Origin of the sequence: Methylobacterium sp. Leaf117, assembly GCF_001422985.1 — a bacterium.
Lineage (GTDB): Bacteria > Pseudomonadota > Alphaproteobacteria > Rhizobiales > Beijerinckiaceae > Methylobacterium.
In genome coordinates this window covers 522,124-548,579 of record NZ_LMNL01000001.1, presented here as the reverse complement: position 1 = coordinate 548,579, position 26,456 = coordinate 522,124, and the positions used below count along the sequence as shown (strand labels likewise).

General features: G+C 68.5%; 30 protein-coding genes. 15 read left to right on the top strand and 15 right to left on the bottom strand.

What is annotated here, in order from left to right:
* Positions 1-199: 199 nt before the first annotated feature.
* The 12 genes from ASF57_RS02450 to ASF57_RS02395 all read left to right on the top strand — a co-directional run bounded on the left by ASF57_RS02450 (position 200) and on the right by ASF57_RS02395 (position 10,619).
* A complete protein-coding gene (locus ASF57_RS02450; protein ID WP_056479547.1) occupies positions 200-1,000 on the top strand; it encodes a biotin/lipoate--protein ligase family protein in 801 nt (266 codons plus the stop codon).
* On the top strand, positions 997-1,572 hold the full coding sequence (locus ASF57_RS02445; protein ID WP_056479544.1) for a DUF6505 family protein: 576 nt from the start codon (positions 997-999) through the stop codon (positions 1,570-1,572). The genes ASF57_RS02450 and ASF57_RS02445 overlap by 4 nt, the downstream gene beginning before the upstream one ends.
* A gap of 62 nt (positions 1,573-1,634) precedes the next feature.
* Complete coding sequence (locus ASF57_RS02440) at positions 1,635-2,645, top strand: DUF6352 family protein (protein WP_056479540.1); 1,011 nt, start codon at positions 1,635-1,637, stop codon at positions 2,643-2,645.
* Between the two features lie 71 nt (positions 2,646-2,716).
* Positions 2,717-3,232, top strand: a complete 516-nt coding sequence (locus ASF57_RS02435; protein ID WP_056479537.1) for a DUF3305 domain-containing protein — start codon at positions 2,717-2,719, stop codon at positions 3,230-3,232.
* Positions 3,229-3,924, top strand: coding sequence for a DUF3306 domain-containing protein (locus ASF57_RS02430; protein WP_056479535.1), 696 nt, complete (start codon positions 3,229-3,231; stop codon positions 3,922-3,924). Before ASF57_RS02435 ends, ASF57_RS02430 begins: the two co-directional genes overlap by 4 nt.
* A 146-nt stretch (positions 3,925-4,070) precedes the next feature.
* Positions 4,071-4,697: a molecular chaperone TorD family protein gene (locus ASF57_RS02425; RefSeq protein ID WP_056479533.1), complete on the top strand. Its 627-nt coding sequence runs from the start codon at positions 4,071-4,073 to the stop codon at positions 4,695-4,697.
* Positions 4,698-4,765: 68 nt separating this feature from the next.
* Complete coding sequence (locus ASF57_RS02420) at positions 4,766-5,008, top strand: formate dehydrogenase (protein ID WP_056479530.1); 243 nt, start codon at positions 4,766-4,768, stop codon at positions 5,006-5,008.
* 7 nt (positions 5,009-5,015) lie between these two features.
* Positions 5,016-7,958, top strand: a complete 2,943-nt coding sequence (locus ASF57_RS02415) for a formate dehydrogenase subunit alpha (protein WP_056186406.1) — start codon at positions 5,016-5,018, stop codon at positions 7,956-7,958.
* Between the two features lie 16 nt (positions 7,959-7,974).
* Positions 7,975-8,571, top strand: a complete 597-nt coding sequence (gene fdh3B / locus ASF57_RS02410) for a formate dehydrogenase FDH3 subunit beta (protein WP_055955987.1) — start codon at positions 7,975-7,977, stop codon at positions 8,569-8,571.
* A 71-nt stretch (positions 8,572-8,642) separates the two neighbouring features.
* Positions 8,643-9,683 (top strand): formate dehydrogenase subunit gamma, encoded by a 1,041-nt coding sequence (locus ASF57_RS02405; protein WP_056479524.1) that lies wholly within the window; start codon positions 8,643-8,645, stop codon positions 9,681-9,683.
* A 45-nt stretch (positions 9,684-9,728) separates the two neighbouring features.
* On the top strand, positions 9,729-9,968 hold the full coding sequence (locus ASF57_RS02400; RefSeq protein ID WP_056479521.1) for a hypothetical protein: 240 nt from the start codon (positions 9,729-9,731) through the stop codon (positions 9,966-9,968).
* A gap of 69 nt (positions 9,969-10,037) precedes the next feature.
* The gene (locus tag ASF57_RS02395; protein WP_056479518.1) at positions 10,038-10,619 is read left to right on the top strand and encodes a hypothetical protein; all 582 of its coding nucleotides are present in this window, start codon (positions 10,038-10,040) and stop codon (positions 10,617-10,619) included.
* Between the two features lie 67 nt (positions 10,620-10,686).
* Here ASF57_RS02395 and ASF57_RS02390 read toward each other — a convergent pair whose 3' ends face one another.
* Positions 10,687-10,875 carry a hypothetical protein gene (locus tag ASF57_RS02390; protein WP_056479514.1) on the bottom strand — a complete coding sequence of 63 codons (189 nt, stop codon included), beginning with the start codon at positions 10,873-10,875 and terminating at the stop codon, positions 10,687-10,689.
* Positions 10,876-11,136: 261 nt separating this feature from the next.
* Between ASF57_RS02390 and ASF57_RS02385 the strand changes: the two genes are divergently transcribed.
* The gene (locus ASF57_RS02385; protein WP_056186421.1) at positions 11,137-11,496 is read left to right on the top strand and encodes a cytochrome c family protein; all 360 of its coding nucleotides are present in this window, start codon (positions 11,137-11,139) and stop codon (positions 11,494-11,496) included.
* A gap of 121 nt (positions 11,497-11,617) precedes the next feature.
* Here the strand turns inward: ASF57_RS02385 and pufC are convergent, their stop codons facing one another.
* The 12 genes from pufC to ASF57_RS02325 all read right to left on the bottom strand — a co-directional run bounded on the left by pufC (position 11,618) and on the right by ASF57_RS02325 (position 22,744).
* Positions 11,618-12,730: a photosynthetic reaction center cytochrome PufC gene (gene pufC / locus ASF57_RS02380; protein ID WP_056479510.1), complete on the bottom strand. Its 1,113-nt coding sequence runs from the start codon at positions 12,728-12,730 to the stop codon at positions 11,618-11,620.
* On the bottom strand, positions 12,727-13,719 hold the full coding sequence (gene pufM, locus ASF57_RS02375; protein ID WP_056479506.1) for a photosynthetic reaction center subunit M: 993 nt from the start codon (positions 13,717-13,719) through the stop codon (positions 12,727-12,729). The genes pufC and pufM overlap by 4 nt, the downstream gene beginning before the upstream one ends.
* 44 nt (positions 13,720-13,763) lie before the next feature.
* Positions 13,764-14,588 (bottom strand): photosynthetic reaction center subunit L, encoded by an 825-nt coding sequence (pufL, locus tag ASF57_RS02370; RefSeq protein WP_056186428.1) that lies wholly within the window; start codon positions 14,586-14,588, stop codon positions 13,764-13,766.
* A gap of 95 nt (positions 14,589-14,683) precedes the next feature.
* Entirely contained in the window at positions 14,684-14,872 is a 189-nt protein-coding gene (gene pufA / locus ASF57_RS02365; RefSeq protein WP_018043293.1) for a light-harvesting antenna LH1, alpha subunit, read from the bottom strand.
* A 14-nt stretch (positions 14,873-14,886) separates the two neighbouring features.
* Entirely contained in the window at positions 14,887-15,108 is a 222-nt protein-coding gene (pufB, locus tag ASF57_RS02360; RefSeq protein ID WP_056186431.1) for a light-harvesting antenna LH1, beta subunit, read from the bottom strand.
* Positions 15,109-15,260: 152 nt separating this feature from the next.
* A complete protein-coding gene (locus ASF57_RS02355; protein WP_056186434.1) occupies positions 15,261-15,476 on the bottom strand; it encodes a hypothetical protein in 216 nt (71 codons plus the stop codon).
* A 133-nt stretch (positions 15,477-15,609) separates the two neighbouring features.
* Entirely contained in the window at positions 15,610-17,076 is a 1,467-nt protein-coding gene (bchZ, locus tag ASF57_RS02350; RefSeq protein WP_056479501.1) for a chlorophyllide a reductase subunit Z, read from the bottom strand.
* Positions 17,076-18,668 (bottom strand): chlorophyllide a reductase subunit Y, encoded by a 1,593-nt coding sequence (gene bchY / locus ASF57_RS02345; protein WP_056479498.1) that lies wholly within the window; start codon positions 18,666-18,668, stop codon positions 17,076-17,078. The genes bchZ and bchY overlap by 1 nt, the downstream gene beginning before the upstream one ends.
* 5 nt (positions 18,669-18,673) lie before the next feature.
* Positions 18,674-19,678 carry a chlorophyllide a reductase iron protein subunit X gene (locus ASF57_RS02340; RefSeq protein WP_056479496.1) on the bottom strand — a complete coding sequence of 335 codons (1,005 nt, stop codon included), beginning with the start codon at positions 19,676-19,678 and terminating at the stop codon, positions 18,674-18,676.
* Entirely contained in the window at positions 19,675-20,610 is a 936-nt protein-coding gene (gene bchC / locus ASF57_RS02335) for a chlorophyll synthesis pathway protein BchC (RefSeq protein WP_056479492.1), read from the bottom strand. Before bchC ends, ASF57_RS02340 begins: the two co-directional genes overlap by 4 nt.
* Before the next feature lie 111 nt (positions 20,611-20,721).
* On the bottom strand, positions 20,722-21,873 hold the full coding sequence (locus tag ASF57_RS02330; RefSeq protein ID WP_056479490.1) for a methyltransferase: 1,152 nt from the start codon (positions 21,871-21,873) through the stop codon (positions 20,722-20,724).
* A gap of 1 nt (position 21,874) precedes the next feature.
* A complete protein-coding gene (locus ASF57_RS02325; protein ID WP_056479485.1) occupies positions 21,875-22,744 on the bottom strand; it encodes a polyprenyl synthetase family protein in 870 nt (289 codons plus the stop codon).
* Between the two features lie 95 nt (positions 22,745-22,839).
* On the opposite strand from ASF57_RS02325, the gene crtD reads away from it, so the two are divergent.
* On the top strand, positions 22,840-24,363 hold the full coding sequence (gene crtD, locus ASF57_RS02320) for a 1-hydroxycarotenoid 3,4-desaturase CrtD (RefSeq protein WP_244476776.1): 1,524 nt from the start codon (positions 22,840-22,842) through the stop codon (positions 24,361-24,363).
* Positions 24,321-25,220 carry a carotenoid 1,2-hydratase gene (locus tag ASF57_RS02315; RefSeq protein ID WP_200935798.1) on the top strand — a complete coding sequence of 300 codons (900 nt, stop codon included), beginning with the start codon at positions 24,321-24,323 and terminating at the stop codon, positions 25,218-25,220. The genes crtD and ASF57_RS02315 overlap by 43 nt, the downstream gene beginning before the upstream one ends.
* Before the next feature lie 7 nt (positions 25,221-25,227).
* On the opposite strand, the gene ASF57_RS25350 is transcribed toward ASF57_RS02315, so the two are convergent.
* Together ASF57_RS25350 and ASF57_RS02310 are read right to left on the bottom strand one after the other, a co-directional pair.
* Positions 25,228-25,395: a hypothetical protein gene (locus ASF57_RS25350; protein WP_156375919.1), complete on the bottom strand. Its 168-nt coding sequence runs from the start codon at positions 25,393-25,395 to the stop codon at positions 25,228-25,230.
* Positions 25,392-26,444, bottom strand: coding sequence for a phytoene/squalene synthase family protein (locus ASF57_RS02310; RefSeq protein WP_244476775.1), 1,053 nt, complete (start codon positions 26,442-26,444; stop codon positions 25,392-25,394). Before ASF57_RS02310 ends, ASF57_RS25350 begins: the two co-directional genes overlap by 4 nt.
* Positions 26,445-26,456 lie beyond the last annotated feature (12 nt).

Below are 26,456 nucleotides of genomic sequence, written 5' to 3'. Positions count from 1 at the left end.
CGGTTCAAAACTACGATCCGACACACGGGCGCAGGGACCTTGCGTCCCGCGCTGATCTTCCGGGCCGCGCTCGCGCCTTTCTCTCCGTCTTGTTGCCCGGCCGCCGACAGCACATGTGGTCACCGAAGTTCGACATCCATTCCGGCCCGAACGCGGGATCGGTTCCTCCTCCTGGATCGACCCGTCAGGTCTCACGTTCATGATCGCTTCTCCGACGGCCTCACCCCTCAAGTTCCGGCCGGCGACGGATCTCGCTCTGCCTCCGTCCCTGACGGCGCGAGTGGTGCCGGCCTCCCGCCATGCTTTTGCCGAAGCGTGCGCGATTGCGCGCCGGGAGGGCGCGGAGGCGGCCGGGATTCTGGTTCTCGCCGAGCGGTCGGATGTTCTCGACGTCGCCGTGGTGCTGGTGCCCGAAGAGCCGCTGGCCTCGGCGCGGCGCGCCTTCCTGGCGGCCATGATGGCCCTGGCCGACGCAGTCGGCGCGCACGGCCCACCGGAAATGCCGCTGACCTTCGGCTGGCCCGATGTGCTGATCTTCGACGGGGCGCGTCTCGGCGGCGGTCGTCTCGGTTGGCCGGAGGCCTGCTCGGAGGAGGTCGTGCCCGACTGGCTCGTCTTCTCTGCCATGCTCATCCTGAGTAAATCGGGTGCCGGCGATCCGGGCTTGACGCCGGGATCGACCGCCCTCGACGAGGAGGGGTTCCCACCCGATAGCCGCAACGCGCTGGTGGAGAGCTTCGCCCGGAACCTGATCCGGACCTTCTCGCTCTGGGAGGAGGATGGGTTCTCCGGGATTGCGGCGCGTTATCTCAGCCACCTGCCGACCCCTGCCGGGATGCCCGTGCGGATCGACCGGACCGGCGATGTCATCCTGGGCGGCGAAACGGGAGAAGCCGGGGCGGGAAAAGCCGGGGCGGGTGAGACCGAATGCTGGCCGCTCGCCTCTCTCCTGCGCGCGCCGGGCTGGCAGGACCCGGCGACCGGGACAGTCCGTCTGTGAGTTCGCTCCGGCTTCCGCGTACCCTGCGGCTCGATGTGTCCGACACCTTCGTGTTCACCCACGCCGCCGAACCGGGCGAGTGGGCCGTGACGGGCTCGTTCCTGTTCTGGGATCAGGACCTTCCGAACCTGGAGGGGAAGGCGCGCGCCGCGTTCCGCTCCGGTTTCGTCGGCGTCTCCTCGCTGGGGTTCTCCACCCTCGTGGTGGTCAGCGAGGCCACCGAAGCCGAGCGCGACGCGGCGGTCGAGGATCTGGCCCGGCACATCCACGAGCGCCTTGGCGCTCCGGATCGGGCCATGGCCCGCGCGGCTGCGCGCGAGGAGATCGATTTCGCCGCCACCCTGTGCGGGGTCCCGGTGGGGAGCGTGGTGGCGATGCACCGGACGCAGGTCGACGGAGCGATATCGGAAGCCTTCCGCACGCTCCATCAGCGCGATGCGGGGACCCCCGGGGCCGATCGCCTGCATGCCCATGCCCGGGCCTTTCGCTTCGTCGAGACCGATGACGAGGAGCCCGAGGAGCGGGCCGATCTGATCGGTCTCGCCCGAGATCGGCCGGGGACGGGATCCTGATCGATGGCCTGCTCGCAACCACCTTGTCCGTCGCCCTTTCCGCCGTCAGGAGCCGCCCCCCAATGACCGAATTCTGGGTGTCCAGCGGCCACCACCTGACGCAGCGCACCGAGGGGGGCGGCCTGGCCGTCACCGACGAACTGATCCTCGCCTACCTCGCGCGGCCCGAGCTCGCGCCGCCCGAGGAGGCCTGCCGGGCGGAGCGGAGCCTCTACGCCGATCTGCTGGCGGACCCGCGGCGGACCGTACCGCCTGAAATGGTGGCCGCGATCGCCGATGCGGATGCGCGGGAGAACTGGACAGTGCTGCTGGCCTTCCGCGACCGCCTGCTCGCATCGCGCTCGATCGAGGCCGCCTATCTCGGGCTGGTGCGGCAGGGATTGCAGGGCACGCCCGCCTTGTTCCTGAATCAGCTCGTGCACCTGATCCTGCGCAATGCCCTCGACGGCTGCGATGATCCGTTCGTCCTGCGGGCCGCCGAACTGATGTTCCGGCCGCAGCGGGTCAGTCGCCTCGACGGAGCCGTCCTGCTTGCCGATGCCGAGGTGATCGAGGCGCGCGAGGGCAGCGCGCCGCTGTCGCCTCTGGTGGCCATGCTGGGCAAGGAGGCGGCGAATGAGCTCGACATCCTGAACGCGGAGAATGCCTGGACCTACTGGAGCCGGTCCGACGCCTTCTCGATGGCCCTGAACCTCGGATCGAGCGCCCGGAGCCGCGACGGACTGGCTCGCGTGATCGAGGCCTTCCTCCGGCATCTCCTTCATGTGGACGTGCGCGTCACGCCGCTCGACCGCCTCGACGATTCCGATTGGCGCTGGTTCGTCGGGCTCGATGCCGAGGCGACCCGGATCGGCAACGCCCTGTGGCGGGGGGAGGCCGCCTCGGCGGCCGACCAGGAGCGGGTGGTCGCCCTCTTCAGCCTGACCTTCGAGGATCGGATGCGGGTCGATTCCTCTGTCGGCGACAGGCCCGTCTACCTGCTGCTGGCCGCGACGCCCGCCAATCTCGTGACGATGAAGCCGCAGAACCTGATCGTGGGCCTGCCCCTGAACGACGCCACCGGAGCCAGCTGATGCCGAACGACGGCGACCGTGTTGACCCTCCGGGTGGAGGACCGATCCCGGTCGGGCCTGCTCAGGAAATCGTGTCCGAGCAGGAACAGGTCAGGCCCGACAACCATTTCGAGGTCGGCATCCTGGTGGCGCGACGGCGCCTGCGAGGCCCCTGGGCGACCCATGCCTGGCTGCCCGTCGCCGCTCTTCCGGCGGCTCCCCCGGTGGCGGCCTGGACCCGGCTCTCGGAGACCGAAGAGGAGGCGGTATTTTATGCCGGTGCCTACGACGTGCTGCTCCATCCGGCCGAGACCTCGCATTACCGCGACAACCTCGTCTCCGGTCGCCCGTCCCTCTGGGTCGCCCTGCGCAAGCTCGGCGAGGATGCCTATGAGATCGCCGCCGTGACGGCCGATCCCTACGAGGGCGAAGCGATGGCCGAGGGGATCGGCGAGATCGTGGAGGCGGTGCCGATGCCGACGGAATCGCAAGGGATCCTGCTGGCGTTCTTCGAGGCGTTCCACGTCGAGCGCAAATTCGAGAAGCGCAAGCGCGATCGGGCCGATCCGGAGGCGCTGGCGCGGGGCGGCCGGGGGCGCGGCGAATGAGCGACGGTATTCTCTCGCGCTGGGCGAGGCGCAAGCAGGCCGTCCGACAGCAGGAGCGCGTGCGAGCCGTTCCGCAAGCAGACGAGGCGAGTGGCGCCGTCGAGGCCGATAGCGAGGCCAGGGCACTTTCGGATATCGAGGCGAATCCCCAGGCGGATGAGGAACTGGCCGAAGCCATCGCTCGCCTGCCGAAGCTCGAAGATCTGACAGCCGAGACCGACCTCGCGCCCTTCCTCCGGGCGGGCATCCCCTCCGCCCTGCGAAACGCCGCTCTGCGCCGGATGTGGTCGGTCGATCCCGGCATCCGCGACTTCGTCAGCGAAGCGCGGGAATACGCTTATGACTGGAACACGCCGGGCGGAGTCCCGGGCCTCGGGCCGATGCTACCGACGGACGACATCAAGGCCATGGTCGAGCGGATCATGACGGGCGCCGGCCCTAAACCCGCGCCGACACCGCTCGAACCCGGGGACACGCGCGAGCCGGACGCGGAGCCGGACACCGAACGGACCGCCGAGGACCAGGATGTGGTCGAACTCGCCGAGACGCTGCCCGCGCCCGCTGTTTCCGACGCCCATCGCCCGCACGTTGCAGCGCCGGAGGCGCTTCCGATCACGGTTGCGGGGGAAGAGTTTCAATCGCCCACAATCGTTTCGCGCATGCGACGCCATGGCGGCGCGATGCCCAGCTAATTCGTACAAACGCGATTGCGGTGGCGGCAAACGCTTTTTATTATCAATACAAACTGGGCTGCACGACGAAGTCGAGTGACCGGGTACCTGTTGGATTGAGGCGGCGCGTGCGTTCCGGCGCGACGCTTTCGGAGCTGTCAGCGGAGATGGGTGTCGGTATCGGGGATTCGATCATCACGGCCGACGCGCGCGAACTCGTCATCGACGAGGTCGATCAACTTCGCGCCCAGCAATACGATCTTCTGGCCGTCCTGCTTGGCCGCCTGCCGAACGGCGATCTGCTCGATGCCCTGAAGGGGCTCAAGGGGGGCGACAGCGTGCTCGGCCGGGAGGTCGGCATGCTGGGCGAGGCCGCCGCTGCGACGTCCGAGGCGGCGGTGGAGCGGGAGTATTTCGCCCTGTTCGTCGGCGTCGGGCGCGGGGAGCTTCTGCCCTACGCGTCCTACTATCTGACCGGGTTCCTCAATGAGCGACCCCTGGCCCGGGTCCGTGAGGATCTCGCGGCTTTGGGGATCGAGCGGGATCCGTCGATGACCGAACCGGAGGATCACATCGCGATTCTCTTCGATGTGATGGGGGGGGTGACGTCCGGCCGGTTCACGGCAGGGCCGGATGCCGCGCGCGACCTCTTCCTCCGGCACATCGCGCCGTGGGGGATGCGGTTCTTCACCGATCTGGAGCGCGCCAGGGCGGCGCGCTTCTATCGTTCGGTCGGGGCATTGGGACGGGCCTTCCTCGAGATCGAGGCGGCCGCTTTCGCGATGGATGCCTGAGGCATCCATTCCAGTGGGATTGGGGCGTCGGACCTGAACAGGTCGGAGCCCGTCAGGGAGTTTGGGCGATGGGACAGGATCAGAAGGACCAGCTCGGCCGTCGCCAGTTCTTTCGCGCCCTCGGTGGCGGCACGGTGGCGGCCGCGGTCGGCGTCTCCACCGCGCCGCTGACCGCGACGGAAGCCCAGGCCTACGACCCGGGCACGGACGAGACCCGGTCGCGCTATCGCCTCACCGACGAGGTGAAGGCGTTCTACCGGACCAACGGATACGAGACTCTCCAGAACAGCACGAACGCCGGAAAGAAGTGAGCCTGCGATGCTGACCAAGCGCAAGAGCGGCGAGGCGAGCCGCACCAAGCACCAGGCCGTTGCGGCCGGCCTCGCGGCCGGCGTGCTGGATCGCCGTGGATTCCTGAAGAAATCCGGCCTGACTGCAGGCGCTCTGGCTGCGGCCGGAACGATCCAGCTCGGGTCCGTGCGTCAGGCGCGGGCTGCGGGCGCATCGGCCGTCGGCCCGGACGTTCAGATCAGGAAGAACGTCTGCACCCACTGCTCGGTGGGCTGCACTGTGACGGCCGAGGTGGTCAACGGTGTCTGGGTCGGCCAGGAGCCGTCCTATGCCAGCCCGATCAACCGCGGCACGCACTGCGCCAAGGGCGCGGCGATCCGCGAGCTTGTCTCGTCCGACCGACGCCTGAAGTACCCGATGAAGCTCGTCGGCGGGCAATGGCAGCGCGTGTCCTGGGAGCAGGCGATCGAGGAGATCGGCGACAAGCTGGGTGCCATCCGCGAGAAGAACGGCGCGGATTCGGTGTACTGGCTCGGCTCGGCCAAATTCACGAACGAGGCCGCCTACCTGATGCGCAAGTTCGGGGCCTTCTGGGGCACCAATTCCGTCGACCATCAGGCGCGTATCTGCCACTCGACCACGGTGGCGGGCGTCGCCAACACCTGGGGCTACGGCGCCCAGACCAATTCCTACAACGACATCCGCAACGCCAAGACGATGATCATCCTCGGCGGGAATCCGGCCGAGGCGCACCCGATCTCCATGCAGCACGTGCTGTCGGGCAAGGAGATCAACCGCGCGAACATGATCGTCATCGATCCGCGCTTCACCCGGACGGCGGCCCACGCCACCGAGTATGTCCGCATCCGCTCCGGCACCGACATTCCGGTGGTGTGGGGCATCCTCTGGCACGTGTTCCAGAATGGCTGGGAGGACAAGGAGTTCATCGCCCAGCGCGTCTACGCCATGGACGATGTCCGCAAGGAAGTCGCCAAGTGGACGCCGGAAGAGGTCGAGCGCGTCTCGGGCGTGCCCGGCGAGCAGCTGCGCCGCGTCGCGGAGAAATTCGCCAAGGAGAAGCCCGCCACCCTGATCTGGTGCATGGGCGCGACCCAGCACACGGTGGGTACCGCCAACGTGCGCGCGCTCTGCATCCTGTGTCTCGCCACGGGCAATGTCGGCAAGCCCGGCACCGGCGCCAACATCTTCCGCGGCCACACCAACGTGCAGGGCGCCACGGATCTGGGCCTCGATGTGACCTCGCTGCCGCTCTATTACGGTCTGGTCGAGGGCGGCTGGCGCCACTGGGCTCGCGTCTGGGACGTGCCCTACGAGTGGCTGCAATCCCGCTTCGACGAGGTTCCGGCCGCGGCCGGGCGGAAGGCCCGCTCGCGCAAGGAGAACATGGAGGCGCCCGGCATCACCTCGACGCGCTGGTTCGATGCCGTGAACCTGCCGCCCGAGCAGATCGACCAGCGCAGTCCGATCAAGGCTTTCATGGTCTTCGGCCATGGCGGTAACACCGTGACCCGCCTGCCCGAGGCGATCGAGGGCATGAACAAGCTCGAACTGCTCGTCGTCGCCGATCCGCATCCGACGACCTTCGCGGCCCTCGATGCCCGGCAGGACAACACGTACCTGCTGCCGATCTGCACGTCGCTGGAGATGGACGGCTCGCGCACGGCCTCGAACCGCTCGCTGCAATGGGGCGAGCAGATCGTGAAGCCGGCCTTCGAGTCGAAGAACGACTACGAGGTGCTCTACCTCCTGGCCAAGAAGCTCGGCTTCGCCGAGACGCTGTTCAAGAACATCAAGGTCGAGAACAACGTCCCGTCGGCCGAAGATCTGCTGCGGGAGATCAACCGCGGCGGCTGGTCGACCGGCTATTGCGGCCAGAGCCCGGAACGGCTGAAGGCGCACATGCGCAATCAGCACAAGTTCGACCTGATCACCCTGCGGGCGCCGAAGGACGATCCGGAAGTCGGCGGCGACTATTATGGCCTGCCCTGGCCGTGCTGGGGCAAGCCCGAGCTGCGCCACCCGGGTTCCGCCATCCTGTACAACACCTCTCTGCACGTGAAGGACGGCGGCAGTACGTTCCGGGCCCGTTTCGGCACCGAGCGCAACGGCCAGACGTTGCTGGCCGAGGACAGCTTCACCAAGGATTCCGATCTCACCGACGGCTATCCGGAATTCACCTTCGGGGTGTTCAAGAAGCTCGGTTGGGACAAGGACCTGACTGCGGACGAACTCGCCACCATCCTCAAGATCGGCGGCGACAAGCCCGACACCGTGAGCTGGGCCACCGACCTGTCGGGTGGCATCCAGCGCGTCTGCCTCGATCACGGCGTGATTCCGTTCGGCAACGGCAAGGCGCGGGCCAATGCCTGGAATCTGCCCGACCCGGTGCCGGTGCACCGCGAGCCGGTCTATTCGCCCCGTCCCGATCTGGTGGCGAAGTACCCGACCCGGCCCGACGAGCGGCAGTTCCGCATGCCCAATATCGGCTTCTCGGTGCAGAAGGCGGCGGTCGAGCGCAACGTGGCGCGTGACTTCCCCATCATCCTCACCTCGGGTCGTCTCGTCGAGTACGAGGGCGGCGGCGAGGAGACCCGATCGAACCCGTGGCTCGCCGAGCTTCAGCAGGACATGTTCGTCGAGATCAACACCGGCGATGCCGCCGAGCGCGGCATCAAGGACGGAGGCTGGGTCTGGGTCACGGGCGCCGAGAACAGCTCCAAGGCCAAGATGAAGGCACTCGTCACCGACCGTGTCGGCAAGGGCGTGGCCTTCATGCCCTTCCACTTCTCGGGTTGGTACGAGGGCAAGGACATGCGCGACTACTACCCGAAGGGCACCGACCCGGTGGTGCTCGGCGAGAGCGTCAACTCGGTGACCACCTACGGCTTCGACCCTGTGACGGGCATGCAGGAGACGAAGTGTACCCTATGCCAGATCAAGGCCGCGTGAGAGGAGCGCATCCACCATGGCCCGTATGAAGTTCCTCTGTGACGCAGACCGTTGCATCGAGTGCAACGCCTGCGTGACCGCGTGCAAGAACGAGCACGAGGTGCCCTGGGGCATCAACCGTCGTCGCGTCGTCACTCTCAACGACGGAAAGCCCGGCGAGCGCTCGGTCTCGATGGCGTGCATGCACTGCACCGACGCGCCCTGCGCCGCCGTGTGCCCGGTCAATTGCTTCTACACCACCGCCGACGCGGTGGTGCTGCACTCCAAGGATATCTGCATCGGCTGCGGCTACTGCTTCTACGCCTGCCCGTTCGGCGCGCCGCAATATCCGCGCGTCGGCAATTTCGGCTCGCGCGGCAAGATGGACAAGTGCACCTACTGCTCGGGCGGTCCGGAACCGGACCTCTCGGTGGCGGAGTACGAGAAGTACGGCTCGAACCGGCTCGCCGAGGGCAAGCTGCCGCTCTGCGCCGAGATGTGCTCGACCAAGGCCCTGCTCGCTGGCGACGGCGAGATGATCGCCGAGATCTACAAGCAGCGCGTGATCAAGCGTGGCTACGGCTCCGGCGCCTGGGGCTGGAAGACCGCCTACCGCGAGACCGTGGCGATCTGATCGCCGCGGAAACGACCTCGGGACCTCCGCTTAGGCGGAGGTCCCGCATCACGCCATCGAAAGGAACGCCGATGCGGCGGGCAATCACGCTCCTCAGCACCCTCGTCGTCGCAACGACGCTCCTGGCCGCGCCGGCGGCGTTCGAACCGGCTCGGGCACAGAACCCGATCACCCGGGACGGGCAGAACCCGATGGGCGCCAGGCCCACGGCGGATTCCGTCAATGAGGAATTCCTCTTCAAGAACGCCGACAAGATCACGGGGCGCATCAGCATCCCGGATCAGAAGGCGGCGAACCTCATCCAGCCGCAGGGTCGCGAGTACCAGTCGTTCCGCGAGCGCTACCTGCCCTGGATCGGCGCGGCCTTCATCCTCGGCATGATCGCGGCCCTCGGCGTGTTCTTCCTTTGGCGCGGACGCATCCTGACCGAACACAGCCAGGAATCCGGCAAGAAGATCCTTCGGTTCAACACGTTCGAGCGTTTCACTCACTGGATGACGGCCGTGTGCTTCATCATCCTGTCGCTCTCCGGCCTGAACTACATCTTCGGCAAGCGCCTGCTCATGCCGCTGATCGGCCCCGAGGCCTTCGGCGCCCTGGCGCAATGGGCCAAGTACAGCCACGTCTACCTCGCCTGGCCGTTCATGTTCGGCGTGGTGATGATGTTCGTCGTCTGGATCAAGGACAACATCCCGAACCGCCTCGACTGGGCTTGGATCAAGGCCGGCGGCGGCTTCATCGGCAAGAAGCACCCGCATGCCGCCCGCTTCAATGCGGGCCAGAAGGGCGTGTTCTGGATGGTCGCCGGCTTCGGCGTCGCCATGAGCGTGACGGGCCTGATGATGCTGTTCCCGTTCGCGCTGCTCGACATCAACGGCATGCAGGTCATGCAGGTGATTCACTCGCTGATCGGCATCGCCTTCATCGCCGGCATCCTCGCTCACATCTACATCGGTACGCTCGGCATGAAGGGCGCCTACGACGCGATGGGCAGCGGCAAGGTCGACCTCGCCTGGGCGCGTGCCCACCACGATCTCTGGGTCGAGCAGGAGCAGGCCAAGACCGCAAGCGGTCCGCAACTCTCCGGGCGCCACCCCGCCCCGGCCGAATAATCGAAGCCCCAGCCTGACGATGCCCAAGCGGCGAGGACCGAGACCATGAAAGCCTTCATTCTTGCCGTGATCGCGGCCATCGGGCTCGGCGTCCTCGCCATGTACGCGCTGACGAGCAATCAGAAATTCGCCTACCAGGCCTTCGCGACGTCGGGGGCGCGCGTCTCGGAGCCGGGAACCAACCTCGTCGGCGAGAAGTGGAACGGCGACCCGAACACCAACGACACCGGTGAGGCGGCCCACGGCAAGGCCACCGGCGAGCCCTCGCATCCCAAGCGGTCCTGAACCGACAGCCCATCGCCGAACGTTTCCCGCGCCCAAGATTCCAGCGGACGAGATTTCAGGGACCCGAGCATGACCCGACGCCTGCCTTTCGCCGCGCTTCTCCTGTCGGGCTGCCTCGTGGCACCGGCCGCCTTCGCCCAGGATGCGGCGCCCGCGCCTGCGCCGTCGAAGGGACCGGCCAACCTGTGCCAGGAGCTGGTCGCCTTCGTGAAGCAGCCGGAAGAGAAGAAGCAGGAGGCCGCGACGCCGGCAAAGCAGGCCACCGCCGTCTCCAACGCGTCGGGCAAGAGCGATGGCCAGCCCTCCCCGTCCGGCGGAGAGCCGCAGCAAAAATCGGGGCTCAGCGGGCCGGCAAATCCCGAGACCAAGGCACCGACCAGCGATACGCGTGCGCCGGTCAGCAACGGCAAGACGGTGCTAACGCAGGCCAATGCCAGCGCGAAATCTCCGCCTGCGCCCGGCGCCCCTGCCCCGAGCCCGAAGCCCGATCCAGCCTTGGTTGCCAAGATCGAGGCAGCTGCCGGATCGAACGATCAGCCGGCCTGTCGTGCGGCCGCTCGGTCCATGCGCGTCGCGGGCGTGATCATGCCGCCGCAGCTCCTGGCCCTGGCGGCCCTCGATCCGAAATTCTTCTCGACGCCACAGCCTTAAGTCGCCCACCCGGCCCCGCATCAGCGCGTGGCTTGGCCTGACGCTCGTCGTCCATCCGAACGATCGTTCAGGCGACGATCGAGGATTGCTGCACGCCTGAGGGCGCGTGCAGGCCGATGCGCCCATCGTTGCCGCGCGCACGCGCGTCACGGGTGAAGAAAGCCTCCAACACCTGTTCCAACTGGCGGTTCGGCTTCTTCATGCCGGTGATGAAGCGCGATATCCGGGGCTGATTGACCCCGAGTTCCCAGGCCAACCGCGCCTGGCTCCATCCCGAGCGATCCAGAAATTGACAGACGTCTGACGGTCGGACCGGCATCGCTCCACCTTTCGCGATCGGCTGTGCGATCCCACCCCAGGTTAGGGAAGGCAAATGACGCGTTCCAGGGTCGGCCACGGCTTAATCCCGTCGGTGATAATCAAATACGCGTGATGAGGCGGATCGTTCGGATACCTTTGCGAGAGCGGGGGTTAGGTATGGCTGGTCAGGAAATCGATCCGAGAGGAAACCCCCCAAATGCGGTCTATGATGATCGGTGCCGTATTCGCCGCTTTGCTGCCGGTGGCGGCCCATGCGGAAGGTGATGCGGCCGCGGGCGAGAAGGCCTTCGCACCGTGCAAAGCCTGCCACGCCTTCGGTAAGAACGGGGTCGGGCCGAACCTGACCGGCGTCGTCGGCCGCAAGGCCGCATCCGAGGAGGGCTACAATTATTCCGCCGCCCTCAAGGGCTCCGGGATCACCTGGGATGAGGCCAACCTGCACGAGTGGCTGAAGAACCCGAAGACCAAGGTTCCGGGCACCAAGATGGTGTTCGCCGGCTACCCGGACGACAAGAAGATCGACGACGTCATCGCCTACCTCGCCTCGAAGAAGTAGGCTCGAACGGGGTGTCGCCGCGTCCCGTTTGGTAGGCGGCGGCCCGTTCACGAGAGCAGTTTGAGAAAAAAGCCGCCGGCATCGCGCCGGCGGCTTTCTTCGTTTGAACCCCGTGCCCGGATTATTGCGGAGCCGGAGCCGTCTCAGGCGGGACGGCCGGGGCCGTAGGCATGGGAGTCGCCGGGTTGGCCGCGACCGTGTCCGTCGCCCGGGCGAGTTCCGGGTAGGCATCGATCACGTGGGCGCCGTTGAGTGGCTTGCTGACCCCGTTGTGGCAGGTGGTGCAGTTCACCTTCGGCACGTCGCCGAGCACGCCCAGCCGGTTCTTTGGAAAGGTCGAGAGCAGCGGCTCGAGATAGTTGCCGTTGATGTCTCGCACCATCCGGATGCCGTGCCAGGCAGTGACCCGCTGGGGTGTGCTCTGCGACCAGTCCGAGATCGCACGCGTGTTGTGGCAGAAGGTGCAATTCACCCCGAGGCCCTCCGACATGTGGATCATCAGGGCGTAGGTCTTCTCCGCCTCCTGGATAGGCTTGCCCTTGGTGGTCGGCAGCGCCGTCGTGGCGTTCACCCGGATCGCGTTATTGTCGATGGTCTTGTCGGCGAGATACTCGGTGAGGGTGTCGTAGGGCAGCGAAGCCAGCCCGACCGAGGGAGCGGCGAGGTTCTGCCCGTTGTTGCGGGCGATGAAGCCGCCGGGCCGGTTCGGGCCCGGATCGGTGAACCAGACGTTGCTCGGCACCGGCTGGCCGCGGTGGCAGGTATAGCAGGTGACGCCGGCCCCACCCGTATGGCTGTCCTTCCAGTCGGTGTTGAGAGCTTGCGTCATCTGCAGCATCCGACGCGCGACCTTCTTCTGGTAGAGGCTGTCGTCGGCCATGTTCTCGGTGTTGTGGCAGTAGGTGCAGCCCTGCTCCGGGCTGACCCATTCGGTCATCGAGGCCATCAGGCGATTGAACTCGTTGACGCTGACGTTCTTGAGGACCTGCACGTTCTCGTAGGTCGTGCCCGCCAATTCTTCGCCGGGTTCGGCGGGATCGGCGGGAGCCGGGGCGAGGTTGGCCGCCTTGGTCGCCGCGGCGCCGGCTCGGGTGTGGATCTGCGCCATCGCGGTCCCGCGAAAGCCGCTCTGCTGAACCGCCAGCGGCGGGCGGTCCCAATCGGTCAATCCGAACATCGCCACCGTGAGAAAGAACGCGATGGAGGCCCCGAGGACGATGAAGAAGGTCTTCATGGGGCTCCCCCCGTGAGGCTGCCGGGCGAGACGGCGAGCGGATCGACGACGGGCGGATAGACCTGTGGGTAGGAGGGGGCGACCCCGTGCTTGACCGCCCACAGGTACCAGTTGTCGACCACCGTGCCGGTGAGCAGGATGCCGATGCCGCCCGTCAGGGTGGTGAGGACCGCGAACCACCAGGCCCAGCGGTGGACCGATTCCATGGTGGCGTTGAAGCCCATGGTCCAGCGCCAGAACAGGGCGGCGCGCTCGGTGGCGGTGCCGCGATCGACGATCTGGTCGATCTCGCGCTCGCCGCCGAAGCGGCTCACCGCCAGGATGGTCCCGCCATGCATCGCGAACAGCAGCGTCGACCCATACAGGAAGACGATCGAGAGCATGTGGAACGGGTTGTAGAAGAGGTTGCCGTAGCGCAGCGAGAAGGCGGCGGTCCAGTCGAGGTGCGGGAAGATGCCGAAGGGCACCGCCTCGCTCCAAGACCCCATCAGGACCGGGCGGATGAAACCCAGCACCAGGAACAGCCAGATCGCGGAGGCAAAGGCCCAGGGCACGTGATAGCCGAGGCCCAGCGCCTTCGCCCTGCGGAACAGGCGCAGCCACCAGAGCAGCACCGAAGCGGTCAGGAAGAAGCCCGCGATGAGCCACCATCCGCCCTCGGCGAGCGGCGGCAGCACCTTCAGGCCGTATTGCGGGCGTGGCGGTTCGAGCGCGAGCCAGGGCAGTTGCCGGACGAACTGGACCGGGTCCCAGTTCACGGAAGCCCACATGTTGAGGCCGATGATCTCGAACGCGATCAGCCCGCAGACGAAGGAAAGCCCCCCGAGATAGCCGATATAGATCGGCCCGACCTGGGCGTTGCCGATCAGGCCGAACAGGTAGGAGTTGAACGGCGTGCCCCAGCGCTTGTCGACATCCACGGGGATGCCGTGTTCGGGCTGAATCGGACGGACCTGCACTTCGGAAAAGATGTTCTGGTAATAGGCCATGGCGTCACGCGCCCCCCCTGTCCCGAGATCAGTTTCGTGCCAGCTCAGCGCCAGACGGGCAGGTTGAGCCACCAGCCCCACCATTCGGGCCAGCCGCGGGTCCAGATCGGACCACTGATCACGATGCAGACGGCACTCCAGAACCCCGCAGACAGGGCCAGGAACAGGCCGAGGCGGTGGATGCCGAGCGTCCCGATCGAGTAGCCGATGGTATCGCGGAAGAAGGTGTCCTCGTGCTCGGGCGTCTTCACCACCTCGCCCTTCCCGGGATTGGTGGAGGACAGGATCAGCGAGCCGTGGAGCGAGAGCGCCAGCGTCGTGGTGAAGAAGAACGTCACCGCCAGCATGTGCGCCGGATTGTAGTGGAAGTGCAGGTATTGGTAGCCGGTGTTCGACACCCAATCGAGGTGCGAGAGGATGCCGTAGGGGAAACCGTGCCCCCAGGCGCCCATCAGGAGCGGGCGGACCACCACCAGGGTGACGTAGGCCAGGATCGCCACCGAGAATGCGAAGGGCACGTGGTAGCCGATGCCGAGTTTGCGGCAGATCTCGACCTCGCGCAGGGCCCAGGACGAGAAGGCCCCGACCGCGCAGAAGGTGATGATTTGCCAGAGGCCGCCCTCCTGCAGGGGCGCCAGGGCGAGGCCGTATTTGAGGTCGGGGGGCGCGATGTTGATCTGCCAGACGTTCCACGTCGGCCCGAGCGCTGCGCCGTAGATGATCAGGGCCGTGCCCAGCACCGAGAAGAACAGCGTCGTGACGCCGAAGAACCCGACGTAGAACGGCCCGACCCAGAAATCGAACAGGTCGCCGCCCATCAGGGTGCCGCCGCGAATGCGGTATTTTCGTTCGAAACTCAGCATCGCCATCGCGACCTCCCCCGCTCCACCACATCTCTCCGGCGATGGTCGACGGGGGGCTTGCAGGCCGCCCGCCGATCATCCGTGCTCGAGGTGCGCGCCGGTCAGGCGGGCATCGTGGGCAGAACCAGCGTCTGCGCATTGGCGGCGCGCGGCGCCTTGGGGCCTTCCAGCCAGTTGAACCGGTCTGTGCTGAGCAAGATGAAGTGGATCAGCAGCGCCAGAATGAACAGGAAGGTGAAGAGCGCCACGAGCGTGCGGCGCGGATCGAAGAGAAGCCAGACCTTGTGCATGATGAGGGTCCTTCTCAGGAGAGCAGGGAGACGACGCCGTGGGCGGCCGTCTCGAGGGCGGCGTAGCCCTTCGGTCCGGGCAGCCACGGGCGCCACAGCCACACGAGGATGTGGGCGACCACGGCGATCGCCGTGAAGATGATGAAGCTGGTCAAGAAGATCGCGTGGAACTCCTTGGCTTCCGGTTCCGTCAGCCCGGACAGGCTGCTCGGTTTTTCGACAATGCCATTGGCCATCGGTTCAAACCTCCGCTGTGACTGGTCGCGCCCGCAGGTTCGGGCACGGGGGGTGACGCCGGACCGCGCGGAGCGGCCTCGGCGGTCCTTCCCGCCTGTTGGGACGGGAGGTCGATCGGGGGCGGGCGAAGCGCCTCGACCCGAAGGCGAACTCAGCCCATGAACACGAACGGGATGGCCGAGACCGCCATGGTGCGTGCCTCGGCGAAGACCGAACGGCGCTGTTGCGGAAGCGCGGTCTCGGCTTGCGGGATCACGCGCTGCACCAGGGCTGCGGCCAGAAAGAACGGGTAGGTGGTGGCCAGGAGGATCCGGGCCTGGACCTCGTCCTGATGCAGGCGCGACACCGAATTCAGCGAACGTTGCATGGGATGATCTCCTCGTGGCGCTCCGCGGCGGGACGCGTCCGGTTTGGGACGCGCGGGGTCGGTCTCGACCGGCCGGACGGCGCCGCGCCGCTCCAGCCGGAAAGGGAATGGGGGGCGAGACCGGGACGCGCGCTCATGCGGCAGCTCCGAGGCTCGCCTCGGCGCGGGCGCGCTCGACATGGTCCGGGTCGACGCGGACCGCGCCGGATTGCCGGGCCACCCGCTCCGCGGCATCGCGCAGGCGTTTGGCCGCCGAGATTCGCACCAGCACCGGATGGGCCTCCACCAGCGCGTCGAGGCGCGCCCGGGCCGCCTCGTCCCAGGGCAATTCGCGGTGCAGACGCGCGGGCGTCGCCTCGACCTTGTCCATGTCCCGGGCCAGCGGCAGAATGTGGAAGAGCATGTCGAAGAGCGCGTTGCAGACCTCCTGAACCAGGTAGGTCGCGCCTGAAAACCCCATGAAGGGCGTGCCGGTGTGCCGCCGGATGATCGCACCCGGGAACGAGGCCGGCACGAAGACCGCGCGGGCGCCGGCTTCCGCCGCGTACATCCGCTCGTTGAACGAGCCGAACAGCACCAGCGGCGGGTTTGTCGCGATCAGGTCGCGGATCTCGGCGTTATCGGTCTTCTGTCCGGCCTTGCGGGACACGGCGAAATGGCAGGGCAGGCCCATCTCGTCTTCGAGGAAGTGGCGGACGCCGCGAGCGTAGGTGTCGGACGCGACGATCCCGAAACTGGCGGTCCCGAAGAAATCCTGGGTCACCGAGCGCCACAGGTCCCAGACCGGCTTGATCGTGGTGTGCTTCTCGCGCTCGATGAACGGCTCCGGGTCGAGGCCGAGTGCTTCGCCGAGCGCGCGCAGGAACCGCGTCGTCGAGTGGATGCCGATGGGCGCCTGGAAGTACGGACGCTCCAGGGCCTCGCACAGCAGGCGGCCGAACTCACGGTAGAGGCAGATGTTGGCATCCGCGTTCACCAGGGCGGGGACGTCGGCGAGATGCGAGCCGAGCGGGAACACCAGGTTCACCTCGGCGCCGATGCCTTCGACGAGGCGACGGGTCTCGGCCAGATCCGAGGGCATGTTGAAGGTGCCGTAGGCCGGGCCGATGAGATTGACCCGCGGCTTGACGCCTTCCTGACGGGCGGGCCGGGCCGGGATGCCCTTCTTGGCGAAGCGCTTGGCGCCGTACTCGTTCCAGAGCCAAGCCATGGCCCGGTCGGCCGCCTGCCACTGGTCCTCGTCGATGGTACGCGGCAGGAAGCGCTGGAGGTTGGTGCCTTCCGGCGTCACCCCCCCGCCGATCATTTCGGCGATCGAGCCGGTGACGACGACGCTCGGCTGGGCCGGATCGAGGGTGGCGTGAGCCCGCTTCATCGCGGCCTCGGTGCCGTGGCGGCCGAGTTCTTCCTCCGCCAACCCCGTGACCACGATCGGCAGTTCGTGCGGCGGCAGGGCATCGGTGTAGTGCAGCACCGAGGTGACGGGCAGGTTCTCGCAGCCGACCGGTCCGTCGATGACGACCTGCAGGCCCTTGATGGCGGTGAAGACGTAGACGGCGCCCCAGTAGCCGCCGGCCCGATCGTGATCGAGGACAAGCATCAGGCCATCTCCCCGATCGGCGAATGGTCGAACTTTCCTGGGGCGGGCTTGGCGCGCACGGCCGAGGCGACGTTCTGGCGAAGCTTGGGCACATCCTCCCAGATGCCGGCTGCGTGACCTTCGCCGACCCCATCGAAGAAGGCCCGCATCGTATCGAAGCGACCGCGATTGCCGAGCGCCGCGTTGATCACCTTGGCCAGCGATCCGGCGCCCGCCACGCCCATCAGCGGGCGGGCCGAGATCAGGTTGGTGAAGTAGAGGGCGGGTATTCCCATTGCCTTGGCCTTCTGCACCACGGGCGTGGTGCCGATGGCGAGATCGGGCCGCGCATCCATCATGGCGCCAAGGTCGTCCTCCAGGGAGGCGCGGTAGCGCACGGTGACGCCGCGCGCCTCGAGCCAGGCCTGGTCGGCCTCCGAATAGGGCGTGCGCGGACAGGCGGTGCCGACATAGGCCAGATCCGCACCGCTCTCGACGAGGAGGCGCCCGACCAGGAGTTCGGAGCCTTCGTAGCCCGACAGGGTGATCCGGCCCCGGATCGGGCTGGCGGCGAGCGCGCCCTTGATCATCGGCAGCAGCCGGTTCTTGGCGGCCCCGACGGTGGCGCGGGGGACCGCACAGGCCTCGCCGATCCGGTCGAGCCAGTCGGCGGTGCCGTCATGGCCGACCGGAGCCGAGCCCACGATGGGGCGCCCGGCGGCGGCGAATTCCCGGATTGAGGCTGTGTAGAACGGGTGGATCGCGGCGACCGCGGTGCAGTCGAGGGCGGCGTAGAGTTCGCGCCATTCCCGCGTCGGCACCACAGGTCCGGCCGCGAGGCCGAGTGGCTCCAGCAGACCGCCGATGACGACCGGGTCGGCCGGGAACATCTCGCCGAGCAGCGCCACGGTCGGGCGCTCGGACCGACCGGCGCGGGGCGCCTGGACGGGGCCTTGCTCGGCCTCTGTCCGGGCGAATTTCAGCATCGCCCCAGCAAGGACGTCCTTGGCCTCGGCATGGGTCGGCACCCCGAAGCCCGGCACGTCGATGCCGATGATGCGGACCCCGTCGATCTCCTTCGGGAGAAGCCGCAGGGGCACGCCCGAGGCGGTCGGCACGCAGAGATTGATGATGACGACGGCGTCGTAATCGGCGGGCTTGGCAACCTGGAACACCGCCTCGCGGATGTCCTCGAACAGCTTGCCGGTCACCAGCGTCTCGGAGTTGAAGGGCACGTAGCCGACGCTGCGCTTGGCGCCGTAGAAGTGCGACGTGAAGGTCAGCCCGTAGACGCAGCAGGCCGAGCCCGAGAGGATCGTCGCGGTGCGCCGCATGCGCAGGCCGACCCGGAGCGAGCCGAAGGCCGGGCACATGCTCTGGGGCTGGTCGTGCGGACCCGCCGGGTAGTCCTTGCGGAGCTGCTCCAGGGTGTCGGACAGGCCGGCCGCCTCGGCCGCTGCCCGCATCGTCGCCTTGCCGGAGTGACACCCGAGACCATCGGCCTTCGTGGCGGCGATGTTCACCACCTCGGCCGGGGCCACGATGGGCACCAGGGTCGAGGCCGGGCGCTCCTTGCGAGCGCGAAGATCGGCGATGTCGAGGGTGACGGCCATGCGCGTCAGACCTCGTCGTACACGACTTCGAGGGACGGCTTCACGACCTGGGTCGTGCCGCACATGTCCTCGAAGGTGGCGGGCACCAGGGTGACGCCCCGGCCGACCGCTTCGCCCTTGAACAGGCCGAGCAGGCCGTCCTGGCTCAGGGGCGTCGGGTGGTTGGCCGCAGCGTCGTGAACGTTCTGGGCGAGATCGGCGAAGAGCGAGCCCCAGGGGCTCTCGGGCCGGCCGATGATCTCGTAGTTCGCGCTCTTCTTCCGGATGTCGTCATGCGCCGGGATCGAGGCCAGAACCGGGATGCCGACCGCCTCGGCGAAGGCCTGCGCCTCACCGGTGCCGTCGTCCTTGTTGATGACGAGGCCGCCGACGCCGACATTGCCGCCGAGCTTGCGGAAGTATTCCACCGCCGAGCAGACGTTGTTGGCCACATAGAGCGACTGCAGGTCGTTCGAGCCGACGACGATGACCTTCTGGCACATGTCCCGGGCGATCGGCAGGCCGAAACCGCCGCAGACCACATCGCCGAGGAAGTCGAGCAGGACGTAGTCGAAGCCCCACTCGTGGAAGCCGAGTTTCTCCAGCAATTCGAAGCCGTGGATGATGCCGCGCCCACCGCAGCCGCGCCCGACCTCGGGGCCGCCGAGTTCCATGGCGTAGACGCCGTCGCGCTTGAAGCAGACATCGCCGATGGCGACCTGCTCGCCGGCGAGCTTCTTCCTCGTCGAAGTTTCGATGATCGTCGGGCAGGCGCGGCCACCGAACAGAAGCGAGGTCGTGTCGCTCTTGGGGTCGCAGCCGATGAGCAGGACCTTCTTGCCCTGCTGGGCCATCATGTAGCTGAGGTTTGCCAGGGTGAACGACTTGCCGATCCCACCCTTGCCGTAGATCGCGATGATCTGTGTTTCCTTGGTCGCCGTCACCGGAACGGGGTCCGGCTCGATGCCGGCCTCGGCCCGCAGCGCTTCGGAGGCCCCGTTCAGCTGCAGATTCGTCAGCTGGATGTTCATGCGGCTCTCCAATCCAGGATCATCTTCAGGCATTCGGGCTCGCCGAAAGCCGTGCGGTAAGCGTCCGGAGCGTCCGAGGCCGGGCGCCGATGGGTGATGAGGCCGTCGAGGGAGAGACGGTCGCGTTCGACCAGGGACAAGGTCGCGGCGAGGTCTTCGGGCCGCCACTGCGCGGCGACGCGGATGCGGGCTTCGCGCAGGAAGGCGGGCGCGAAATCGAAGCCGAGGCGGCGCTCGTAGAACCCGGCGAGCACGATCTCGCCGCCGGGGGCGAGACGCGCGATCCCGCTATCGAGGATCCTCGCGTCGCCGCTGACATCGAGGATCGTGGCGTAGTCGTGTCTGGCATCCGCCTCGGGGGTGCTCACAGCGTAGGCGTCGGCGCCCGCGTGGCGGGTCGGATCGATCTCCCAGACCTGCGGCGCGCCGCCGAGGGTCCTGGCGAGGCGGGCGACCAGTCGCCCGAGCACGCCGTACCCCACGACCAGGAGCGGCCGGGTCAGGTCGATGCCCGCGAGGGCGTGGTGGGCGGTCGCCGCGAGTGCGATCAGGGTTCCGCGCTCGCCCCAGGCCCGATCGATGGGGACGAGGCGGTCGCCGGCACTGACCAGATGGGAGGCTGCGCCGCCGAAGAGGCCGCGAACGGGTCCGAAGCAGCGGGCTCCGGGCACGAACACTGTCTGTCCGACCCGGATACCGGAATCCGCGCCGGCCTCGACCACTTCGCCGACCGACTCGTAGCCGGGCACCAGCGGATACCCCATGCCGGGAAAGGCCGGCATCGTCCCGGACCAGAGCAGGCGCTCGGTACCGGTGCTGATTCCGCTCCACCGGATCGCCACCACCGCGTCAGCGGCCGTCGGCGTATCGAGGTCGAGAGTTTCGAGGTCGAGCCGGCGGGGGGCATGAAGAAGCACGGCGTTCGTCTGCATCGAGCCTGCCCTCCCCTCATCCGACGATTCGGTCCGTTTGGCTTCGAACTCGATGTGTCATCCTAGATAGACACTTTCGAACGTCAAGCAGAACTTACGTTATTCGGTGTCTTAACGGGTGGACACCAGCATGCGGGTCAGGAGCGGGCGCCGGGTCGCGACCTCGCGGATACGCTGAAACCCCGCTTCGGCCAGCAGCGCGGTCAGTTCCGCAGCGGTGCGGCAGTGACCGCTCCCCATCGCCAGCAGGTAGAAGCCGAAATACGCATCGGTGATCGGCTCGGCCCCGGCGGTGCCGCTCATCGGCTCGGCCAGCACCAGGCGTCCGCCGGGCGGCAGCGCCGTCCAGGCCGCTCGCAACAGCCCTCGCACCGTCGCGTCGTCGTGGTCGTGCACGACGCGGATCAGGCTGAGTGCGTCGGCACCCTTGGGCAGTGGATCGATCAGAAAACTGCCGCCGACGGCTTGAGCCCGGTCGGCGAGGCCCGAGCGGGCGAATTGCGCCGCGGCGCGCCGTGCCACTTCGGGCAGATCGAACAGCCTGAGCGCGAGGTCGGGCGCTGCGGCGGCGGCGGCGGACAGGAAGGCGCCTTCGCCGCCGCCGACATCCAGCAGGCAACGATGCCGCCGAAACGGATAGGCCTCGACGATGTCCTCGGCGATCAGCGCCTGCGAGGCCGACATCAGCGCGCTGTAGGGGGTCACGGCCTCCGTCGACAGCTCGGCTCCATCGCCTCGTGCGTACGGCCAGTAGCCCGCGAGCCGGGTCGGCCCGCTCTCGCCGCGCAGGAGTGCGACCGGATCGGACAGATCCGCGTAGAGCAGGGCGTGATGCTCGATCATGCGGCTGATCGAGGGGTTCCCGATCAGCGCCGCCCCGAGATCGGCCAGGACGAAACATCCGTCCGGAAGGCGCCGGATGAGATCGAGCGAAACGGCCGCCTTGAGGAGGCGTGCCGACGCCTCGCGGGACAGATCCATCCGGGCTGCCAGGAGATCGGCGGGAACCGGGCCCTCGGCGAGCAGCGCGAAGAGATCGAGCTTCAGACAGGCAAACAGCGTCTGCGAGTAGGTGAAGCCCGCGCACAGATCGAACAGCGCCCGGGTGTTCGACCGCGCGATGCGTCGGGTCAGCGGAAAGCCGGCGGCCCAGCGCTGGAATCGCGGATCGGCGATGATGCGGGCTCTGAGCGTGTACCAGCGGGACCGCCCGCCGCGGGGGCGGAGCGTGGGCGGCGCCCCGGCCGTCGCACTGCCGGCCACGTCAGGCGAGTTCCCGCGCCAGGCTTGCCGGCAGGAACAACCGCGTCTGCGCCACGATCTCCGCCCGCAGGATGTCGGCACCGGGGCAATCCGGTATGACGTCGACGGCCTCGCGGACGAGGCGCTTCAACCGGGCCAGCGCGCCGCTCATGCCGAGCAGCGCTGCTGCATTCGGCCGACCGAGGGTCGAATCACGCCCCACCGGCTTGCCGACCTCCTCCTGGCGGCAGGCGACGTCGCGCAGGTCGTCGGCAACCTGATAGGCCTCGCCGAGGCATTCTCCGAGGAGCCGCCACGGCAGGGATGCCGCACCGGCGGCGGCGGCGCCCGTCACGGTCGCGGCCGCGAACAGGGCTCCGGTCTTGGCCTGCTGATATTCCGTGAGCGCCACGTTCGGTTCCGATTCCCAGGCCTGTCCGGCGGCGATGCCGGCGGGGGAGCCGGCGGCGCGGGCGACGAGCCCGACCAGGGCCGCCAAGCGCTTCGGACTGCGCGCCGCGCCGCGAGCCAGCGTCTCGAAGGCGGAGACGATGAGGGCGTCGCCGGTCAGTACCGCCAGGGGCTCGCCGAAGGCTGCGTGGACCGAGGCCTGCCCGCGCCGCAGGGGCGCGTCGTCGAAGCAGGGCAGATCGTCATGCACCAGGGATGCGCAGTGCAAGAGTTCGATCGCCGCCGCCGCCGCGTCCGAAGCCGCCGGATCGTCGTCGCCACAGGCACGGGCCACCGAGAGGCACAGGCGCGGACGAATGCGGTGCCCGCCCGGGAAGACCGCATAACGGATCGACTCGGCCAGGCGCGGCGGGGCGCCGGGCGCTTCCAGATGGGCGACGGCGGCGTCGAGGGCCTGCTCGATGCGACGGTTGGCGTCCATGACCCGTCTCTCCCTGTCACTTGTTCTTGCTAAAACAAAGTGTCAGTATTTATTGACACTCGTCAAGGTCGATCGGTGTGACGGGAGAGGCGCACGTGAAGGTCGTGATCATCGGAGCCGGCATCGGAGGTTTGGTGGCGGCCCTGCGGCTGGCCCATGCCGGGCTCGACGTGACGGTGATCGAGCAGGCCGTTCATCCCGGCGGCAAGATGCGGCGGGTCCCGGTCGGGGGAACGGCCGTCGATGCCGGCCCTACGGTCTTCACCATGCGGTGGGTGTTCGAGGAGATCTTCGCCGAATGCGGTGCGGATCTCGCCCCCCATGTGCGTCTGGAACCGGCCGGCATCCTGGCGCGACACGCCTGGGGGCCGGACGAGCAGCTCGACCTCCATGCCGATCCCGAGGCCTCCGAGGCGGCGATTGCCACCTTCGCCGGGGCGCGGGAGCGGGACGGGTATCGCCGCTTCCGCGCCCGGGCCGCCGAGGTCTACGCCACCTTGGAGCGACCGTTCATCCGGGGCGAGCGCCCGAGCCCGATCGACCTGACGCGACAGGCCGGGCTCTCGGGCCTCGGCGACCTCTGGCGCATCCAACCCTTCACCACCCTGTGGAGCGCGCTCGGCGACTACTTCGCCGATCCGCGCCTGCGGCAGCTGTTCGGGCGCTACGCGACCTATTGCGGCTCGTCGCCCTTCGCGGCGCCCGCCACCCTGATGCTGGTGGCGCATGTGGAAAGCCAGGGGGTCTGGCACGTCGGCGGCGGCCTCAGCCGGCTGGCCGCCGTGGTCGCGGATCTCGCCGCCGACCGGGGCGCGCGCTTCCGCTACGAAACCTCGGTGCGCTCAATCGCCGTCCAGGGCGGTCGCGTGGTCGGGGTCGACCTCGATGACGGCGAGCGGCTGGCGGCGGATGCGGTGGTCTGCAACGCCGACGTCGCGGCCCTGGCCGACGGGCTTCTCGGGCGCGAGGCCGCCCGCGCCGCCGACGCGGTACCGGCCGGCGATCGTTCGCTCTCGGCGGTCACCCTGTGCCTCCAGGCGCGGACCAACGGTTTCCCGCTCGCCCGGCACACGGTGTTCTTCTCCGGCGATTACGCGGCCGAGTTCGCCCGCATCCGCGCCGGGCACCTGCCGGACGACCCCACCGTCTATGTCTGCGCGCAGGATCGATCCGACCGCGCCGCTCCGTCCGACCGGCCCGAGCGCCTCCTCTGCCTCGTCAATGCCCCTGCCCGGCCCATCGGCCCCTCGGAGATCGAGACATGCGTGACCACGATGCGGCGGCGCCTCGGCGCGAGCGGCCTGACCCTCGCGGAAACGGCGGAGCCGGTGACGACGGGACCGGCGGATTTCGCGCGGCTGTTTCCGGGGACGGCGGGGGCTCTCTACGGCCGAGCCTCCCACGGCTGGATGGCGTCGTTCAAGCGGCCGGGAGCTCGCACCCGGATCCCGGGCCTGTACCTCGCCGGGGGGAGCATCCACCCGGGGCCGGGGGTGCCGATGGCGGCGCAATCCGGGCGGATCGCGGCGGACAGCCTGCTGCGGGACCGGACTGGCGCCCGCGCTTCGATACGCGGGTGGATCGCGACGGCTACGTCTGGTGGTACGTCGACGCCCTGAGCGCGGACGGGCGACAGGGTTTGACCATCATCGCCTTCATCGGCAGCGTGTTCTCGCCCTACTACGCCTGGGACCCGACGCGCGATCCCTTCGACCACTGCGCCGTCAACGTGGTGCTCTACGGCGAACGAGCCAACCGCTTCTGCATGACCGAGCGGGGGCGCGCCAGCCTCACGCGCGATGCCGACCACATCGCGATCGGCCCGAGCGGGCTGTCGTGGGATGGCACGACGCTGACCATCCGGATCGACGAGGTGACGGCGCCGATTCCCAAGCGGGTGCGCGGCACCGTGCGGCTGCGACCCGGCGGCATCACGCCCGGGCCGCATCACCTCGACGCCGCGGGCCAGCACCGCTGGTGGCCGATGGCGCCGTCCTCCCCGGTCGAGGTCGCCCTCACCGAGCCTGATCTGAACTGGCGCGGCACGGCCTATTTCGACACGAACCACGGCGACACGTCCCTGGAAGCGGCGTTTCGCGATTGGACCTGGTGCCGGGCGGACCTTCAGGCCGGGGCGGCGATCCTGTACGACGTGCATCGCCGCGACGGCTCGCGCCAGGACCTGACCCTGTGCTTTACCGCCGATGGGACACCCCGGGACATCGATCCGCCCCCGCGCGCCGAGCTTCCGGCGACGCGGGTCTGGCGCATGCCGCGGCAGACCCGCAGCGACGACGGCCGCGCCGACATTGTGCGGACCTTTGAGGACACGCCGTTCTATGCCCGCTCGCAGCTCAGCACGACTCTACGCGGCGAGGCGGTCCGGCCGATGCACGAGAGCCTGTCCCTCAGGCGATACGCGAATCCGCTGGTTCGCCTGATGCTGCCGTTCCGGATGCCGCGCCGGGTGGGGTGATCGCCGGTCAGTCTGAACGGTCTCCAGACCGCTCAGACGCCTCCGCCTTCTCCAGGGCGGCGGCACGGTCGCGCCGAATGCTGCGCTTCAGGACTACGAGCTGCCAGATCGCCAGCCCGAGGGCGAGGGCGAAGACCAGCCCGATATCGAAGACGGCAAAGAGCGGGTCGCTCACGGGCCGACCGGCACCGCGCCCTCGCGCTCCCGCAGGGTCTCGATCAGATCGAGGACCCGGGCGACCTGACCGGGCACGTTCCACCAGGCCGGCGGCACTGGCACGGGCTGGGCCGCGACGGCCTCCACCAGGAAGGCGGTTTCGGCGAGTGGCGGGGCCGTATGATCGGGGATGGACGCCAGCGGCAGCAGGGCGCGGGCCATCAGGACGGCCTTGCGCCGGCCGGGCACCCGGGCGCGGATGGCGACGGAGTCGAGGTCGCCCCTTTCCAGGTCCCGGCCGATCTCGGCGTAGATCAGGCGGGCGGCGCGAATGGCGGGCCGGCAGCCGAGGGGCAATCCGGGGATGCCGGCCTCGGCCCGGGCGTAGAGCGCATCCGCGACGGCGAGCAGGCGTGCGACCAGGGCCTGGAGGGCGGGGCTCGCGACGGGATCGGCGAGGAACGCGTCCGGGTCGAGGCCGACCTCCCGCATCCAGGAGAGCGGCAGGTAGAGCCGTCCCGCCCGGGCATCCTCGCCGATGTCCCGGGCGATGTTGGTGAACTGCATGGCGACGCCGAGGTCGCAGGCCCGGGCGAGCACGACGGCGTCGCGCACGCCCATCAGCACGGTCATCATCGCGCCGACGCTGCCGGCGACCCGCGCCGCGTAGGCGGTCAGGTCCGACAGGGTCTCGTATCGACGCCCCTGCGCATCCCACGCCAATCCTTCGATCAGCGCGCCGGGCAAGGCCTGCGGCAGATGATGGGCCGCGACCAGATCGGCCATCGCCCGGTCGGCTGGAGCGTCGCTGGGGGCTTCGTCGTAGATGCGGGCGAGGCGCGCGGCGAGGCGGGCCAGGGCCGCCGGCCGGTCGCGAGCCTGTGCGTCGTCGACGGCATCGTCGGAGAGGCGGCAGAAGGCATAGAGCCCGTAGGCCGGGCGGCGCACCCGGGCCGGCAGCAGGGCTGAGGCGGCGAAGAAGCTGCGCGAGCCTGTCCGGATCGCGGCCAGGCAGGCGGCGTGGTCGGTCGCATCCGCGTGCGGAATCGCCCAAAGCGGCGCCCGCACCGGGGCGTACCG

What these genes read in the sequence shown, in the direction of transcription:
- ASF57_RS02450 (WP_056479547.1), top strand. Translation starts at nt 200, where the DNA reads ATGATCGCTTCTCCGACGGCCTCACCCCTCAAGTTCCGGCCGGCGACG.
- ASF57_RS02415 (WP_056186406.1), top strand. Translation starts at nt 5,016, where the DNA reads ATGCTGACCAAGCGCAAGAGCGGCGAGGCGAGCCGCACCAAGCACCAG.
- fdh3B (WP_055955987.1), top strand. Translation starts at nt 7,975, where the DNA reads ATGGCCCGTATGAAGTTCCTCTGTGACGCAGACCGTTGCATCGAGTGC.
- ASF57_RS02400 (WP_056479521.1), top strand. Translation starts at nt 9,729, where the DNA reads ATGAAAGCCTTCATTCTTGCCGTGATCGCGGCCATCGGGCTCGGCGTC.
- bchC (WP_056479492.1), bottom strand. Translation starts at nt 20,610, where the DNA reads ATGCAGACGAACGCCGTGCTTCTTCATGCCCCCCGCCGGCTCGACCTC.
- pufA (WP_018043293.1), bottom strand. Translation starts at nt 14,872, where the DNA reads ATGCACAAGGTCTGGCTTCTCTTCGATCCGCGCCGCACGCTCGTGGCG.
- ASF57_RS02405 (WP_056479524.1), top strand. Translation starts at nt 8,643, where the DNA reads ATGCGGCGGGCAATCACGCTCCTCAGCACCCTCGTCGTCGCAACGACG.
- ASF57_RS02395 (WP_056479518.1), top strand. Translation starts at nt 10,038, where the DNA reads ATGACCCGACGCCTGCCTTTCGCCGCGCTTCTCCTGTCGGGCTGCCTC.
- ASF57_RS02430 (WP_056479535.1), top strand. Translation starts at nt 3,229, where the DNA reads ATGAGCGACGGTATTCTCTCGCGCTGGGCGAGGCGCAAGCAGGCCGTC.
- ASF57_RS02440 (WP_056479540.1), top strand. Translation starts at nt 1,635, where the DNA reads ATGACCGAATTCTGGGTGTCCAGCGGCCACCACCTGACGCAGCGCACC.
- ASF57_RS02325 (WP_056479485.1), bottom strand. Translation starts at nt 22,744, where the DNA reads ATGGACGCCAACCGTCGCATCGAGCAGGCCCTCGACGCCGCCGTCGCC.
- pufM (WP_056479506.1), bottom strand. Translation starts at nt 13,719, where the DNA reads ATGGCCTATTACCAGAACATCTTTTCCGAAGTGCAGGTCCGTCCGATT.
- ASF57_RS02425 (WP_056479533.1), top strand. Translation starts at nt 4,071, where the DNA reads ATGGGTGTCGGTATCGGGGATTCGATCATCACGGCCGACGCGCGCGAA.
- ASF57_RS02420 (WP_056479530.1), top strand. Translation starts at nt 4,766, where the DNA reads ATGGGACAGGATCAGAAGGACCAGCTCGGCCGTCGCCAGTTCTTTCGC.
- ASF57_RS02340 (WP_056479496.1), bottom strand. Translation starts at nt 19,678, where the DNA reads ATGAACATCCAGCTGACGAATCTGCAGCTGAACGGGGCCTCCGAAGCG.
- bchY (WP_056479498.1), bottom strand. Translation starts at nt 18,668, where the DNA reads ATGGCCGTCACCCTCGACATCGCCGATCTTCGCGCTCGCAAGGAGCGC.
- pufB (WP_056186431.1), bottom strand. Translation starts at nt 15,108, where the DNA reads ATGGCCAATGGCATTGTCGAAAAACCGAGCAGCCTGTCCGGGCTGACG.
- bchZ (WP_056479501.1), bottom strand. Translation starts at nt 17,076, where the DNA reads ATGCTTGTCCTCGATCACGATCGGGCCGGCGGCTACTGGGGCGCCGTC.
- ASF57_RS02355 (WP_056186434.1), bottom strand. Translation starts at nt 15,476, where the DNA reads ATGCAACGTTCGCTGAATTCGGTGTCGCGCCTGCATCAGGACGAGGTC.
- ASF57_RS02385 (WP_056186421.1), top strand. Translation starts at nt 11,137, where the DNA reads ATGCGGTCTATGATGATCGGTGCCGTATTCGCCGCTTTGCTGCCGGTG.
- pufL (WP_056186428.1), bottom strand. Translation starts at nt 14,588, where the DNA reads ATGGCGATGCTGAGTTTCGAACGAAAATACCGCATTCGCGGCGGCACC.
- pufC (WP_056479510.1), bottom strand. Translation starts at nt 12,730, where the DNA reads ATGAAGACCTTCTTCATCGTCCTCGGGGCCTCCATCGCGTTCTTTCTC.